This window comes from Paraperibacillus marinus, assembly GCF_046237605.1.
Taxonomy (GTDB): Bacteria; Bacillota; Bacilli; order Bacillales; family DSM-1321; genus Paraperibacillus; species Paraperibacillus marinus.
Map to the genome: position 1 here is coordinate 3,619,508 of NZ_CP143542.1, position 14,669 is coordinate 3,634,176.

Below are 14,669 nucleotides of genomic sequence, written 5' to 3' on the forward strand. Positions count from 1 at the left end.
AGCTCACTGATTTCTCGTCTTATATAATAAGTAAATAAAGTATGGAGCTCCTATGCTTGCTGTAAATACCCCTGCCGGAATCTCCAGCGGAGCAAATAATGTCCTGCCAATCAAATCGGCCGCCAGTACAAGGATGGCCCCGACCAAAGCAGAGACTGGGATCAGGGCGCCAAAGGAGCCTCCTGCAAGCCTCCGGGCAATATGGGGAGCCATAAGGCCGACGAAGCCGATGCCCCCTGCAAAAGCAACCCCTGTCCCTGTGAGGGCGGCTGCGAAGACCAACATCCACACCCTCTGCAGCCCTATTCTGCCGCCTGCTCCAGCTGCCACATCTTCTCCCAGCTCCTGGATATTCAGGTGCCTGGACATGATAAAAGCGCCAATTATGAGCAAGACCGAAACCGGGACCAGGATATTCACATCGCTCCATTTCGTCCCATTTACAGAGCCTGTTATCCAGATATTGGCCTGTGAGGCACGGAATATAGGGCCGAGGATCATCATCAGCGTTGTTCCGGCCTGAAGGAGGGCGGATATGCCAATTCCTATCAAGACCATGCGGATCGGAGACATTCCATTTTTATAGGAAAGCATATACACAAGCACTGCAGCGGCTGCAGCTCCTGCAAAGGCTGCGGCAGGAAGCCAGGCAATGCTTACTGTCAGGCTGTTATCATCGTTGCTGAAAATGGCCAGGAAACTGACTACGGCAAGAGATGCTCCGTTAGTCAGCCCAATGATATCTGGAGATGCCAGTGGATTCTTGATCATTCCCTGCAGCATGGCCCCTGCCACCGCGAGTGACGCCCCGGTAAATACCGCGGTGATGATCCTTGGAAGCCTCAGGGAATGAATCACTGTCTCTTCAAGACTGCTTCCTGATCCAGCAAGAGCAAGCAGCACCCGCACCGGCGATATATACATCTGGCCGGTCCCTGTGCTGAACAAGAATAACAATAGAGTCAGGGCTGCTAATACGAGCCCTGCAGTTAATGCTTTTATATCCAATAAAAAAGAAATTTTCCCTTTAAGTAAACGAACGGCAGCAAATTTTCTCCGGCTCATTTTGAATGGAACCCCCTTCTTGCGATGAAAATGAAAAACGGGGTTCCTACAAGCGCCGTCATGACGCCCACCGGCACTTCCTGGGGCATCAGTACGTATCTGGCCCCGATATCTGCCAGCAATAGAAGCATGGCTCCAAACACTCCGCTGAACGGAATCACCCATCGATGGTCGATCCCTGCAGCGGCCCTTGTCAGGTGCGGGACGATAATCCCGACAAAGGCGATAGGGCCGGCGATTGCGACAGCCCCGCCGGAGAGCAGGATAACCGTGATGGCTGCTGTCAGCTTCACAAAGCCTACCTTCACGCCGAGTCCTCTAGCCACATCATCGCCCATCGACAGGATATTGAGCCGAGGGGCAAGCACCAAAGATAGTATCCAGCCGGCCGCCAGATAAGGCAGGACCGCCCCAAGGACGTCCTGCCTCCTTCCCTGCACACTGCCGGCAAGCCAGAAAAGCACCTGATCGAGCGCAGCTTCATTCAAGACCAGGAGGCCTTGAGTCAGCGATGAAAAAAGGGCAGCTGCCGCCGCTCCGGCAAGTGTCAGCTTCATCGGGGTCAGTCCTTCCCTGCCCGCCGAGCCTATGGCATATACGCCAAAAGCAGCCGCTGCCGCTCCCCCAAAGGACAGCCATGTAAATATGGTCTGTGAATTTGCAGAGAACAGGGAAACAGCCGCTACAACTGCAAAACCTGCCCCTGCATTAATGCCAAAAACACTTGGAGATGCAAGGGGGTTCTTGGTAAGATTCTGCATAATCACCCCTGCTATGGCGAGCGATGCCCCAACTGCCGCAGCAATCAAAGCCCGCGGCAGCCTTACTGTCTGCAGAATGATATGCTCATTCGAACCATTAAAATTCCTGAATGATTCGATTGCAGTACCCCATGATGTATCGGTATAGCCATAAACGATGCTGGCACAAATCAAAAACAATAATATGAATGAAAAAAACAGAAGGCCTGCTGCTCTCTGTCCATTATTTTTAAACAGCATAAAAATTCCCCTTAGAAAGCAGCTTCCTCCATTTTTGAAAAAGCTAAAAATATATATAGAGAAGATTACTTGATCCCTTTAAGTCTAGTAAAATGCTGCATGAGTGTCAATGAGTTTGAAAATCATTTTCAATTAGCAATTGACACACACTAAGCCAGTAGCCTATGCTAGAAGAGGAATGATAATGATTATCAATTACATAGGAGGAATTACATTGAGAACATACATAAGAAAATATTCAGGCGTCGTGATGGCTGCCCTGCTTGTCTTTTTATTAGCGGCATGCGGCAATGATACGGCTAAAAAGGAAGGCAGCAGTGGAGCTGATAAGATAACAGTAAAGCACGCAATGGGTGAAACGAAGGTTCCCGCAAACCCTAAAAAAGTGGTTATCCTGACAAATGAAGGCACGGAAGCTCTGCTTGCACTCGGCATCAAGCCTGCCGGAGCCGTCCAATCCTTTACAGGAAAGCCATGGTACAGCCATATTAAGGATCAAATGAAAGGCGTGGAGGTTGTCGGCCTTGAGAGTGAGGTTAATATGGAAGCAATTGCTGCCATGAAGCCTGACCTGATCATCGGTAACAAAATGCGCCAGGAAAAACAATATGAACAGCTCAATGAAATTGCACCTACCGTTTTTTCAGAAACATTGAGAGGCGACTGGCAGCAAAATTTCAAGCTTTATGCAAAAGCAGTAAATAAAGAAGAGAAAGGCAAAGAAGTCCTCGCTGATTACAATAACCATGTGGAAGAAGTCAAAAAAGCGGCCGGCGACAATCTGAAAAAGAAAATCTCCATGGTCCGTTTTATGCCGGGTGATGTCCGCATCTATCATAAGGATTCATTTTCAGGAGTGGTCCTTGACCAGGTTGGCTTTGCCAGGGCGGAAGGTCAGGATGCCAATGACTTTGCCGAAAAGAACGTGACAAAAGAACGTATACCTGCCATGGACGGAGATATGATCTTCTACTTCACATATGAAGAAGGCGGCGGAGAGGCAACCCAGCTTGAGGATGAATGGCTGAAGGATCCCCTGTTCAAAAACCTGAATGCAGCCAAAAGCGGCAATGTCCATAAAGTGGACGACGCCATCTGGAATACAGCCGGAGGAATCCTGGCCGCAAATCAGATGCTTGATGACCTGAAAGGATTTTTCTCAGCAAACTAATAGAGGCGGTCCAGGCGATAAGTGCCTGGGCTTTTTTTATTGAGGACCGCCCCTGCCCTGGCAGAGAATCCGGGAGAGAAACAGCTTTTTCCCATCCCTATCATTAGAATAATGCAGGCCTATCCTGTTAGAATGAAAAAAAGGAGGTATGGCATTGAGAAACTTACAGAACTGGCTTGATTCAGCAATGGCCCGGGAAGAGTACATCAGCAGCATGACGGTGCACCGTGAAAATCTTGAAAAGGTATATCAAGGATTTACACTGAATGAAGCGGACCTGGTCCGATTAGAAAAAATCAGGGAACAAAAACTTCAGTCTGTCATCCTTACAGCAGATTGGTGCGGTGATGCCATGGTGAATCTTCCAATATTCATGCACATAGCCGGCGCTGCAGGAATTCAGGAAGGGTACCTGATCCGGGATGATAACCTTGAATTGATGGACCAATATTTGACTAACGGTAAATCACGCTCCATCCCAATCATCATTTGGCTGCGCCCTGATGGAACTGAGGCGGGCAAATGGGGGCCGCGCGCACCCGAAGCGGAGGAACAGGTCACTGAATTGAAGAAAGATCTGCCAGCAAAGGATGATTCTTCCTTCGAGGCTGCCTTTCAGTTATTTGCATCAAATTTGAGTGACCAATTCACCGAAAACAAATCATTATGGAAAGCGATCAGCGAGGATATGATTTCTTCCCTCCTGGCTGCGGCAGTAGATAAGAAATAATCTTTCACCAACTACGTTTACCCAGCCTCATAACTTGGTATATAGTATCTAGCAGATCCGCTCCGTCCAGTGCGGATTACGATTATAATCAAGGAAAGGCTGATCAACCAATGGTGGAAGTTACGGTTACGGTAGAATATAAAGGAAAAAACTATATGACGAATGTCCTTGTAAGCAGCGGAGCACAGGAAGAGGAAATATTCAGCACCGCGCTAAATCAGGTCAAAGATCAATGGAGTCCTGAAGACAGCTTCTTATACTAAATAGTCAAGAGCTCTGCCTCCCTTGGAGACAGGGCTCTTCTTTCTGGATTTTCAAGAGTTCATAAATAGTACAATATTTTCCATTTAATAGTCTCTTTATTTGTTATAAAATAGTTCTTGCGGAAATTTATCCCTTAAATATATCAAAAAGGAAGTAGAACATGAAAATATCATTACCGCTTGCATCAGTATTAGCGGCAGCTTTAATGCTGTCCGGCTGTGGAACCCAAGCCAATAATGAAGCAGGATCAGATAAGCAGGAGACGACGCAGGAAAGCCAAAAGAAAGCAGAAAGCGTTGAAAAGAACGCCAGCCCTTCGAATGAAGAGAAAGAGGACACCGGTAAACAGGGTATAGAAAAAGAAGAGACGGTCAAGGAAGCTGTCGAGGCGCCTAAGGAAGAGGAAAAAAAACCTTCCGTGCCGGAAACACCAGCAGTTGAAAAAAAACAAGAGCCCGCTGAGCCGAAGAAGGAAGCTCCTTCAGCCCCTGCCTCAAAGCCGGCCGAAAAACCTAAGTCCAATGCACCTGTAAAGCCGGCTGCGCCTGCCGCCCCCGCTTCCCCGCCTAAGGAAGATATTAAGGTGACAGCGCAGCCCAATGCCATCCCTGTTTTGATCAATAAACAAAATAAGCTCCCGGACAATTATACTCCGGCGGATCTGGTATATACGAATGTTCCCTTCATCTTTGCCGAGAAACTCGAGAAAAAGAAGATGAGAAAAGAAGCTTCCGATGCACTGAGCAGGCTTTTTGCAGGGGCCAAGGCAGACAATATCCAGCTTCTCGGGGTATCTGCCTATCGTTCCTACGCCACGCAGACAGCCTTGTTCGATGCCTATGTCAAGAAAGATGGCTATGAAAAGGCGAGCACATACAGCGCTGTACCTGGCACCAGTGAACATCAGACCGGTCTTTCCATTGATGTTACAGGCGGAAACGGCTCGTGTCCGGCCGAATCATGCTTTGGCGCTACAAAAGAAGCAAAATGGCTGAAGGCGCATGCAGCCGAATATGGATTCATCATCCGTTATCCAGAGGGCAAGAGCGCCATAACCGGCTATAAGTATGAACCATGGCACCTAAGATATGTCGGTAAATCGATGGCCTCTGAAATCATGAGCCGCGGGATTACCCTTGAAGAATATTTGAATGCCGTACCAGTCAGCAAATAATGGAAAAGAGACTGCCCGTGTGGGACAGTCTCTTTTTTCATTCAACATCGATAATGGTATCCCTGTCTTTATGAAGCCTGTACAGCCTGTAAGTATGGCTGATAATTACCTTCAGGACAGCATAGAATGGTACCGCAAGAATCATGCCCAGCAGTCCGGCCATGCTGCCGGCAACGAGCAATAATAGGATGATGGTAAGCGGATGGATATCCAGCCTTTTCCCCATGATATATGGAGATGATAGATTTCCGTCAATCTGCTGAACCACAATTGCTACGATCACTACTTTTATCGCCATGAACGGAGAGGCAATGAAGCCGATGATCAAAGCAGGGATGATGGCAATGAACGGACCGATAAATGGTATGACATTCGTCAGCATGGCGATTGTGGCAAGGATGAGGGAATAGTCTATCCCGATGATCAGATAGCCGATATACATCATGATTCCCACGATGACACTTACCAGTGCCTGGCCCTGGATATAGGCGCTGAGGGCGTTATCCATATCCTTGATGATCTTCTTGGCTTCTTTTGCCTGAAGATAAGGAAGGAAGCGCAGCACTCCGTTTGGCGCCCCCTGCCCGTCCTTCAATAAATAGAAAACGATGAAGGGCACGGTGACCGCAACAGTAGCTATGCTTGTTATGATTCCCAGGATGTTCGTAATCCTGTTTCCAAGATTGGATACATTCGTGCTGGCAAAATCATTCAGCTTCGCTGTCACTTGATCAATTGTTACATAATCATTCTCCTCAAATCTGGAGAACCACTTTGTCTCCCTAAGCCCGATAATCTTCTGCCTCAACGTATCGAGCAGTCCCGGGAAATTGTCGATGAAGCCCTTGAACTGCTGCTGCAGCTCAGGTCCAATCAAAATGATGAGTATGGCCCCAAGTCCAATGAATAATAAATAAATCAACAGAATGGAAAGTGCCCTCGGCACCTTCCTTCTCTGCAGGAAAACAACGATCGGGCGCAGCAGATAATAAATTACCCCTGAAATCAGGAACGGGATAAAGAGCGTTTGAAATAATACTTGTATCGGCCTAAAGATGAACGATACCTTTGTGCTTAAATAAATGATCACCAAAAAAATGATGATTCCATAACCAAGCCGGAAAAACTTTGAATTTGGCAAACTCTCACCTCTCGAAAAAAATTACTAAGCTTATTATACTTTATATTTTTCTATAACACAGCTTTTTACCAATGAGAGGCTTTCTAAACCAAAAAAATAAAAACCCGGCAAAAGGCCGGGTTCCTAAGTTTCAGTGGAAAACATATATTTTTTGTAATGGTACCGGATACTGAAGATGATTCCGATGGCCAGGAAGTTCCCCATGAGCGAGCTTCCTCCATAACTGATAAACGGAAGGGGGATCCCGGTGATCGGCAGGACACCGATTGTCATGCCGACATTCTGGAATACATGAAAGGTGATCATACTGATGACACCGACGCATATATAGGTATAGTAATTGTTCTTCGAATCCATTCCAATTTTGGTGATATGGTAAATCAGCAGGAATAGAAGTGAAATCACGATGCTTGATCCTACAAATCCGAATTCTTCACCGATGACGCTGAAGATGAAGTCAGAATGACTTTCCGGCAGATAAACTTCCCTGCGGCCAAATCCTTTCCCGCCTGTTTCCCCTGACCCGATGGCCAGCAGCGAACGGGTGAGCTGGAATCCGGCTGAGCTTTGATAGTTATATGGATCTATCCAGGAATAAATCCGGCCGAACTGGTACTGCTTGACTCCAAGATACTTTTCCAATATCTCCGGATGCCAGATGACAAAATAGAAGATTACGGATATTAACGTAATTCCCCCTGTGAAAATTGGGAGCAGTATTTTCCATGAAACCCCGGATATGAAAATCATTCCAAGCAGGATTGCGAGAAAAACAAGGGATGTCCCAAGGTCCGGCTGCTGCATGACAAGGGCCAGAGGCAAAAAGGTGACCCCGCATAGTTTAAATAGAAGCCAGAGGTCTGTCTTGACCGTCTTGCTCCGGTTCTTTGCATGGTGGTTCGTGATGACCGTGGCGAGTGCCAGAATAATGAATACTTTCACAAGCTCAGAAGGCTGGAGCGAACCGACCCCGGGCAGGACAAACCAGCTTTTTGCCCCATTCCTTACTGGTGCAAGGCTGGCTGGTGCCACGATGATCAAAAGTAAAAGGGCTATGCCGAATCCATAGGCATACCAGGACAGCTTTTTTAGTTGATCAGAATCAAGCGTAATGACTCCAAAAACGATGCCGCAGCCGACCGTGTACCAAAAAATCTGCTTAAGTACAAAGTTCTCGCCATACTGTCCGGTTGTCTGTGCACTATAGATGGCGATGATGCTTGCCGAAAACAATAGAAATATAATAAACGCCAGCCCAAAATCTATGCGTGTAGAAATATTTTTTTGCGATTGCATTTGTACTCCCCTTTTAATAAAACCGAAAGCTATTTCCATAAATCAAGATATACCGTTTTCAATCCTGATATTCATTAGTTAACATGTGTAAAAGAACACTTTACCATTATACTTTAACAAAAGAAAATCACAATATCCAAACATGTGATGGAGATAATTAGAAAAGGCTGTGATTGTTACAAATTCCGCACTTTTTTCCTATTTATAATGCACCACGTAATACTCATGGAAGCCGGCTGGTGATTTATGGGCATTTCGAAAAGAACCTTGCAATTTGGCTATAACTCTTTTATACTACAAGACAGATTCCTAATTTAATAAATCCTCATACACCGATTAAGTAGAGGTTGCAGCTTTCAAAAGTAACGCACACGAGATAAGGAGATATCGCTGACTGTGCATGAAAGGGGGAGCTGCCGAAGTCCGCCCGCATCCCTTTGCAGGCTGGCTGGGGCTGTCGCCGAACAGGTACAGCACTGTCACGTTTCACAAAAAACGTGGGGAGCTAATCATCGGAAGGTTTGATTCGGACAATACATAAGCCGTCGATCCTTCGACGGCTTTTTCTATTATCTGCTCCTTCCAAATACAACGAAAAGGAGAAAAATATCTTGAGAAAAAACACCACACCAGACACATCACCTCCTGCCACACAATTGAAAAGGAGCCTGAAGGCGCGGCATCTCACCATGATTTCCCTCGGCGGCACGATTGGTACCGGCCTTTTCCTCGCAAGCGGAGGGGCCGTCCATAATGCCGGGCCGGGCGGAGCCCTGGCAGCCTATGCGGCCATCGGGATCATGGTTTACTTCTTGATGACAGGGCTTGCTGAAATGGCAGCCTATATGCCTGTAGCCGGTTCCTTCCGGGTCTATTCCGCCAAATTCGTCGATCCCGCATTCGGTTTCGCCATGGGCTGGAACTACTGGTATAACTGGGCCATCACCATCGCAGCCGAACTGGCCGCAGTCACGCTGATCATGAAATTCTGGTTCCCTGCCACTCCATCCCTAATATGGAGCGGCCTGTGCCTTGCCATTATGTTCTTATTGAATTACATGTCCGTTAAAGGCTTTGGAGAAGCTGAGTTCTGGTTCTCCCTGATAAAAGTTGTAACAGTTATCGTTTTCATCATCGTAGGATTCATGATGGTAGTTGGCATCATGGGCGGTGATGCTGTCGGATTCACAAACTTTACTGTAGATGATGCACCATTCAATGGCGGCTTCATGGCTATCCTCGGAATCTTCATGGCAGCCGGATTCTCCTTCCAGGGAACCGAACTGCTGGGAGTAGCCGCCGGGGAAAGTGAAGATCCTGAACGCAACATCCCGAGAGCCATCAAGTCTGTTTTCTGGAGAATTCTATTGTTTTATATTCTTGCCATCTTTGTCATCGGGCTGTTGATTCCATACACAAATGACAGCCTGCTAGGCGATAGTGTAGCGGTCAGCCCCTTCACCCTGGTCTTTGAGCGTGCAGGCATTGCATTTGCTGCATCTGTCATGAATGCCATCATTCTGACAGCCGTGCTGTCAGCCGGGAACTCCGGGATGTATGCTTCTGCCAGGATGCTGTGGGACCTTGCCCGCGAAGGCCATGCCCCTAAGTTCCTCGGCCGCCTGGATTCCCGCGGAGTGCCGGTGTATGCATTGATCGCTACTGCCCTGGTAGGTACCATTGCCTTCCTCAGCTCCTTCTTCGGAGAAGGGACCGTATATATCTGGCTCCTCAATGCTTCAGGCATGTCAGGCTTCATTGCCTGGGTCGGCATAGCGGTCAGCCATTATCGTTTTAGAAGGGCATTCAACGTGCAGGGCAGAAGTCTGGATGAACTTCCATACCGCGCGAAATGGTTCCCATTCGGACCGCTATTCGCTTTTGGCCTCTGCATCATTGTCATACTGGGACAGAATTACGGAGCTTTCACAGGCGACTCTATTGACTGGAAAGGAGTCCTTGTATCCTACATCGGCCTGCCGCTGTTTTTAGTATTGTGGCTCGGCTATAAATTCACGAAGAAAACAAAGGTCATCCCGCTTGAGCAATGCGATCTTTCCAAGAGTGAATGAAACTGAAACTAAAAAGAACAGCACACAGTCCGTGTGCTGTTCTTTTTCATGTTTGTTTTTTATGATTTTCCTGGACTGACGTCACAGTCTGTCAATTTCACCACTTTTGTTTTTTTGATGAACTTATAGCCAAGCCAGAGGATAAAGAAGAGCGGCAGGCTTATATAAGATACCATAATGCCATACCAGTCGATCTCAGGACCGGTGAAGGCTGAGTAGTTCTGTCCAAGAATGATGAACGCACACAGTGCAAAGGCAAACAGCGGGCCAAACGGAAACAGCTTGGCACGGTAAGGAAGATCATTCAGATCCCTTCCCTGTGCGACATAGGCTTTCCTGAACCGGTAATGGCTCACGGCAATCCCAATCCAGGCGATGAAACCGGACAGGCCGGCAGCATTCAGCAGCCATGTATACACAACTCCGTCCCCGAATAAGGATGATAAAAAGGCCAGACAGCCGACAAGTGCTGTAATGATCAGTGCATTGAGCGGGATGCCCCTTTTTGTTACCTTCCCAAACCATTTTGGAGCCTGTCCTTCCTTGGCCATATTCCATAGCATCCGGGCACAGGCATACATTCCTGAGTTCCCGGCTGACAGTAAGGCTGTCAGGATGATGGCATTCATGACTGAAGTTGCAAACGCAAATCCTGCTTTTTCAAATACCAAAGTAAATGGACTTACCGTGATATCGTCGCTTGTTGCGAGTTCAGGCGTAGTATAGGGAATGATCAACCCAATGATGGCAATGGTCAGAATGTAAAACAAGAGAATTCTCCAGAATACCTGTTTGATTGCCTTCGGAACATGCTTCCTTGGATTCTTGCTTTCACCTGCCGTCACTCCCAAAAGCTCGGTGCCCTGGAAGGAAAAACCGGCAATCATGAAGATCCCGAGTACCGACATCAGTCCTCCATGAACTGGTGCATCGTCGGCTGTGAAGTTCTTGAAACCGACAGCCTCGCCTCCCATGATCCCGAGGATCATCAGGAACCCAAATATAATGAAGATGATGATGGTGACCACTTTTATTAGCGAAAACCAGTATTCTGATTCTCCGAAGCTTTTAACCGAGAGGATGTTTAAAGTGAATAGGATAGCTAAACATAAGCCGCTCCATAATAGCGAGGGAGAGTCCGGGAACCAATATTTCATTACGAGCACGACGGCCGACAGTTCGGCTGCGATCGTAACCGCCCAGCTGTACCAATAATTCCAGCCCATTGCAAATCCAAGTGCCTCATCGACAAATTTAGTGGAATAGACACTGAATGAACCGGCAACCGGCATATATGCGGCAAGTTCTGCCAGGCTTGTCATCAGGAAAAATACCATGATGCCAACCAGCCCGTACGCAAGCAGCGCTCCGCCGGGTCCGGCCGTATGGACGGCACTTCCGCTAGCAAGGAAAAGCCCGGTTCCAATTGTGCCCCCGAGTGAGATCATGGTGATATGCCTTGCTTTCAGTTTTCTTTTCAATCCTTCTTTTTGCTTCGTACCCTTTATCGCTTTACCAAGGCTTTTTACTTCTGCCCCTGGTATTCTTACTTCCGAATGTTCCATATCTTGCACCCCAAAATCTATTTTGTGTAATAGTTCTATCAGCTGATGATTATAAATACCTTCATTTCCTCCGCTTTAAACCTCCCAGAAATTGTATGGACACTACCCAAGGAAGCTTCCATGCTTAATCAGTATGAAAATAGGCATGTTTGACAGCCCTAAGGGAAAGCCTAACAGCAACTTATAATGAAAGGGTTGTTGGACTTTGGTATTGAAGAAAAAACAAATAGATATCACTGAGAGTGTAATCGGAAAGATTGTAAACGGCGAAATGAACCTCTACTCCGGAAATGAGTATATTGGAAAGCTAGAAGAAACGGAAACGGGATTAACCTACAGATTGAACGAAGGATTTCAAACGGATAACGGCTCCATCTTCCATCTTGTTGATGTTACCGAAAATCCAGATAAGAAGTATACGGACTGCGACCAGGGCGGCTGGTGCTAAACGTTCGTGCTGAAAATTAAAGGAACAGCCCTGGTCACAAAAGGCTGTTCCATTCTTTTTAGAGAGCGGTTATGCCAATTCTGCTTTGATCCACCCTCTTACACTATTGATAAACCAGATTTCCTCTGCATTCCAAAGCACTGACTTATGCAGGACACGTTCTTCTATCCTGCCCGCATCAAGCAGGCTCTGCCGGAGGGTTCCAGCCAGAATCCCGGAGCTGAGTACAGGGGTATACAGTCCGTCAGCCAGTTTGATAACCAGGTTTCCTTGAGTGAATTCCGTCAATTCGTCTCGTTCGTTCCATAGGAGGACGTCAAATACATCCAGTGAGTCTTCCTTGAAGTTATTGTACACAGAACGATTGGTGGTCTTATGGAATAAGAACGTATTGTCTGATGAGACTGGTCCATCTGCAAGCTTGATTTTTACTTTTTCAGGACTATCCCCGATTGGGATGCCCTCTACCGAAACACTGCCCGATGAGGATACAAGGCAGCGTACCTTGAAATGGCCTTCAGTAGCTGACTGCGCATAAGCATCCAGTTTCCCGCCGATATGTTCTGCCTCTGCCGGATAGCCAAAATAGGCGGCAGAATCCATAAGCCTCTTTACATGGAGCTCCCTCAGGATGTATTCCCCGTCTTCCAATCTAAGGGATTCCAATAAATCGAAGCTTTGTGGATCCTGAGTGAGAAGACGTGCTTTTATGTATGCCTCGCCGTATTCATCCTTCATTTCGGAGTCCCATGTTATCCCGCCGCCGGCACCGTACTCTGCTTTACCGTTTTCTGCATCTATGGTCACAGTCCGGATCGGCACATTGAATATGGCATTTCCGCCCGGTTCAATATAGCCGATAGCCCCGCAATATACCCCTCTTCTAGACTGTTCTGTTTCAGCGATGATTCCCATTGTACTGATTTTAGGGGCTCCTGTGATGGAGCCGCAGGGAAACAGCGCCTTCAACACGTCTGTAATACCAAGCCCTTTCTTCAGCCCCGCTTTAATCTCTGAGGTCATCTGCCAGACGGTCGGATATTTTTCAATCGTAAACAGTTCAGGAACCCGCACTGAACCGGCTTCTGCGACTGCCCCCATATCATTTCTGAGCAAATCGACAATCATCAGGTTCTCGGCCCGGTTCTTTTCGGATTCATAAAGCCAAACGGACTTTTCCTGGTCTTCAAGGAATGTCTTCCCCCTTGCCGCTGTGCCCTTCATCGGCCTGGCCGTGATTTCCCCGCCCTCCAGCCGGAAAAACAGCTCGGGCGAAGCAGAAAGGATGCGCCGCCTTCCAGTATTCAGATAAGCACTGTAATCAGAATTTTGTGCCTTGGATAATCTATTATAAAAAGCAAAATCATCACCTGAAAACTGCGCCCGGAGCCTCATTGTATAATTAACCTGATACGTGTTTCCTTCTTCTATTTGCTGCCTGATGTACTGGAAGCCTTTTTGGTACTCATCCTGTTCCAACTCCGCCTTCCATTCGGACACCTCAAATGGCTTTAGAGTGAAATCGTCTTCCGGCAGCAGCTTGGATTTGAAAATCCCGAACCAGAGGAGCGGCCCTTCCCCTTTCTTCACAATAAACGCTTTATCAAATGCCGGTGCGGCCTCATAGGCAAGATAGCCGGCTGCATACATTCCATTAGCCGCATAGGATTCCACAAGCCGAAGCTTATCCAGTACTTCTTCCTCCCGGCTTGTCTCAATGATATCGACAGGATCTTTGAATAAAGCCGGACTTTTCCTGCCGTTTCCATCCGTGAATTCAAAAAGAAGATATGGCTCGGTCATCATTTTCCCCCCCTGGATGATGCTGCTGTTTCATTTAAGCAGAAAAAATTCCTCAACAATTGATGGCCATGCTCGCTCATAATGGATTCCGGATGAAACTGAAGGCCTTCTACTTTATATTCCCTGTGCCTGATTCCCATGATTTCTCCGTCTCCTGACACTGCCGATAATTCCAGGCAGCCTGGAATCGATTGCCTTTCCACCGCCAGGGAATGATAGCGGGTTACGGAAAAGGAGCTTTCTATATGGCTAAAAACACCCCTCCCATCATGGCTGACTTCGGAAACTTTGCCATGCATGGGACGGCCGGCCTTGATCACCTTCCCGCCAAAGGCCTGTGCGATTGCCTGATGCCCGAGACAGATTCCGAGAATGGGGATGGATGTGTGGAAATGCCGGATTACTTCAAGGCAGATTCCGGCATCATCCGGGGTGCCGGGTCCCGGAGATAAAAGGATAAATTCCGGATTCAGCCGTTCTATTTCTTCTATTGTTATTTCATCATTGCGCTTGATCAGAATGTCCTTCCCAATTTCAAGAACATATTGATATAAGTTATAGGTAAAAGAATCATAGTTATCGATTAAAAGAATCAAAGGTGCTAACTCCTCTACTGGTAAAATGCGGGGCAGCCCTATTTAAATTTAACAGACAGCAGCACCTTTACAAAATATAAAAATTTAACAAAAATAGAGAATTATCAGCTTTTCTCCCTTGTTTATAATCGAGTTTCATGGTAGGATTTGTATGAATTGAATATTGTCTTATCAAGAGAGGCGGAGGGAATGGCCCTTTGAAGCCCGGCAACCACTGATTTTTTCAGTAAGGTGCTAAATCCATCAGAACCATGTTCTGGAAGATAAGAGTGAAGCTACTATCAAAACTTCTTCTTATCGAAGAGGTTTTTTTTCTGTGGAAAAGGGGCGGAGCTGCATGTAT

13 protein-coding genes and 2 riboswitches are annotated in these 14,669 nt (G+C 47.1%); of the genes, 6 read left to right on the top strand and 7 right to left on the bottom strand.

Going from position 1 to position 14,669, the window contains the following annotated elements; genetic code table 11:
- Positions 1 to 3 precede the first annotated feature (3 nt).
- Both V1498_RS18325 and V1498_RS18330 read right to left on the bottom strand, forming a co-directional pair.
- Positions 4 to 1,065 carry a FecCD family ABC transporter permease gene (locus V1498_RS18325; RefSeq protein WP_409295223.1) on the bottom strand — a complete coding sequence of 354 codons (1,062 nt, stop codon included), beginning with the start codon at positions 1,063 to 1,065 and terminating at the stop codon, positions 4 to 6.
- Positions 1,062 to 2,066 carry a FecCD family ABC transporter permease gene (locus V1498_RS18330; protein ID WP_409295225.1) on the bottom strand — a complete coding sequence of 335 codons (1,005 nt, stop codon included), beginning with the start codon at positions 2,064 to 2,066 and terminating at the stop codon, positions 1,062 to 1,064. The genes V1498_RS18325 and V1498_RS18330 overlap by 4 nt, the downstream gene beginning before the upstream one ends.
- Positions 2,067 to 2,316: 250 nt before the next feature.
- Here V1498_RS18330 and V1498_RS18335 point away from each other — a divergent pair, with 250 nt between their 5' ends.
- The 4 genes from V1498_RS18335 (at position 2,317) to V1498_RS18350 (ending at position 5,405) form a co-directional block, all read left to right on the top strand.
- Complete coding sequence (locus V1498_RS18335; protein WP_409299360.1) at positions 2,317 to 3,237, top strand: ABC transporter substrate-binding protein; 921 nt, start codon at positions 2,317 to 2,319, stop codon at positions 3,235 to 3,237.
- Between the two features lie 154 nt (positions 3,238 to 3,391).
- The gene (locus tag V1498_RS18340; protein WP_409295227.1) at positions 3,392 to 3,967 is read left to right on the top strand and encodes a thioredoxin family protein; all 576 of its coding nucleotides are present in this window, start codon (positions 3,392 to 3,394) and stop codon (positions 3,965 to 3,967) included.
- 110 nt (positions 3,968 to 4,077) lie between these two features.
- Positions 4,078 to 4,230 carry a BA3454 family stress response protein gene (locus V1498_RS18345; protein ID WP_409295229.1) on the top strand — a complete coding sequence of 51 codons (153 nt, stop codon included), beginning with the start codon at positions 4,078 to 4,080 and terminating at the stop codon, positions 4,228 to 4,230.
- 161 nt (positions 4,231 to 4,391) lie between these two features.
- A complete protein-coding gene (locus tag V1498_RS18350; RefSeq protein ID WP_409295231.1) occupies positions 4,392 to 5,405 on the top strand; it encodes a D-alanyl-D-alanine carboxypeptidase family protein in 1,014 nt (337 codons plus the stop codon).
- Between the two features lie 37 nt (positions 5,406 to 5,442).
- Here V1498_RS18350 and V1498_RS18355 read toward each other — a convergent pair whose 3' ends face one another.
- Positions 5,443 to 6,546 (bottom strand): AI-2E family transporter, encoded by a 1,104-nt coding sequence (locus V1498_RS18355; protein ID WP_409295233.1) that lies wholly within the window; start codon positions 6,544 to 6,546, stop codon positions 5,443 to 5,445.
- 123 nt (positions 6,547 to 6,669) lie between these two features.
- The gene (locus V1498_RS18360; protein ID WP_409295234.1) at positions 6,670 to 7,842 is read right to left on the bottom strand and encodes an FtsW/RodA/SpoVE family cell cycle protein; all 1,173 of its coding nucleotides are present in this window, start codon (positions 7,840 to 7,842) and stop codon (positions 6,670 to 6,672) included.
- A gap of 333 nt (positions 7,843 to 8,175) precedes the next feature.
- A riboswitch (Lysine riboswitch) is annotated at positions 8,176 to 8,358 on the top strand.
- Between the two features lie 92 nt (positions 8,359 to 8,450).
- On the opposite strand from V1498_RS18360, the gene V1498_RS18365 reads away from it, so the two are divergent.
- A complete protein-coding gene (locus V1498_RS18365) occupies positions 8,451 to 9,914 on the top strand; it encodes an amino acid permease (RefSeq protein ID WP_409299361.1) in 1,464 nt (487 codons plus the stop codon).
- A 59-nt stretch (positions 9,915 to 9,973) separates the two neighbouring features.
- On the opposite strand, the gene V1498_RS18370 is transcribed toward V1498_RS18365, so the two are convergent.
- Positions 9,974 to 11,479 carry an amino acid permease gene (locus tag V1498_RS18370; protein WP_409295236.1) on the bottom strand — a complete coding sequence of 502 codons (1,506 nt, stop codon included), beginning with the start codon at positions 11,477 to 11,479 and terminating at the stop codon, positions 9,974 to 9,976.
- A gap of 205 nt (positions 11,480 to 11,684) precedes the next feature.
- Here V1498_RS18370 and V1498_RS18375 point away from each other — a divergent pair, with 205 nt between their 5' ends.
- Positions 11,685 to 11,927, top strand: a complete 243-nt coding sequence (locus V1498_RS18375) for a YusG family protein (protein ID WP_409295237.1) — start codon at positions 11,685 to 11,687, stop codon at positions 11,925 to 11,927.
- A 69-nt stretch (positions 11,928 to 11,996) separates the two neighbouring features.
- Here V1498_RS18375 and pabB read toward each other — a convergent pair whose 3' ends face one another.
- On the bottom strand, positions 11,997 to 13,733 hold the full coding sequence (gene pabB, locus V1498_RS18380) for an aminodeoxychorismate synthase component I (RefSeq protein ID WP_409295239.1): 1,737 nt from the start codon (positions 13,731 to 13,733) through the stop codon (positions 11,997 to 11,999).
- Positions 13,730 to 14,326 carry an anthranilate synthase component II gene (locus tag V1498_RS18385; RefSeq protein ID WP_409295241.1) on the bottom strand — a complete coding sequence of 199 codons (597 nt, stop codon included), beginning with the start codon at positions 14,324 to 14,326 and terminating at the stop codon, positions 13,730 to 13,732. Before V1498_RS18385 ends, pabB begins: the two co-directional genes overlap by 4 nt.
- Positions 14,327 to 14,491: 165 nt before the next feature.
- Positions 14,492 to 14,596, top strand: a riboswitch (SAM riboswitch).
- Positions 14,597 to 14,669: the final 73 nt, after the last annotated feature.

Coding starts and splice junctions, on each gene's coding strand:
- V1498_RS18360 (WP_409295234.1), bottom strand. CDS start 7,842: ATGCAATCGCAAAAAAATATTTCTACACGCATAGATTTTGGGCTGGCG.
- V1498_RS18335 (WP_409299360.1), top strand. CDS start 2,317: ATGGCTGCCCTGCTTGTCTTTTTATTAGCGGCATGCGGCAATGATACG.
- pabB (WP_409295239.1), bottom strand. CDS start 13,733: ATGATGACCGAGCCATATCTTCTTTTTGAATTCACGGATGGAAACGGC.
- V1498_RS18330 (WP_409295225.1), bottom strand. CDS start 2,066: ATGCTGTTTAAAAATAATGGACAGAGAGCAGCAGGCCTTCTGTTTTTT.
- V1498_RS18345 (WP_409295229.1), top strand. CDS start 4,078: ATGGTGGAAGTTACGGTTACGGTAGAATATAAAGGAAAAAACTATATG.
- V1498_RS18350 (WP_409295231.1), top strand. CDS start 4,392: ATGAAAATATCATTACCGCTTGCATCAGTATTAGCGGCAGCTTTAATG.
- V1498_RS18370 (WP_409295236.1), bottom strand. CDS start 11,479: ATGGAACATTCGGAAGTAAGAATACCAGGGGCAGAAGTAAAAAGCCTT.
- V1498_RS18325 (WP_409295223.1), bottom strand. CDS start 1,065: ATGAGCCGGAGAAAATTTGCTGCCGTTCGTTTACTTAAAGGGAAAATT.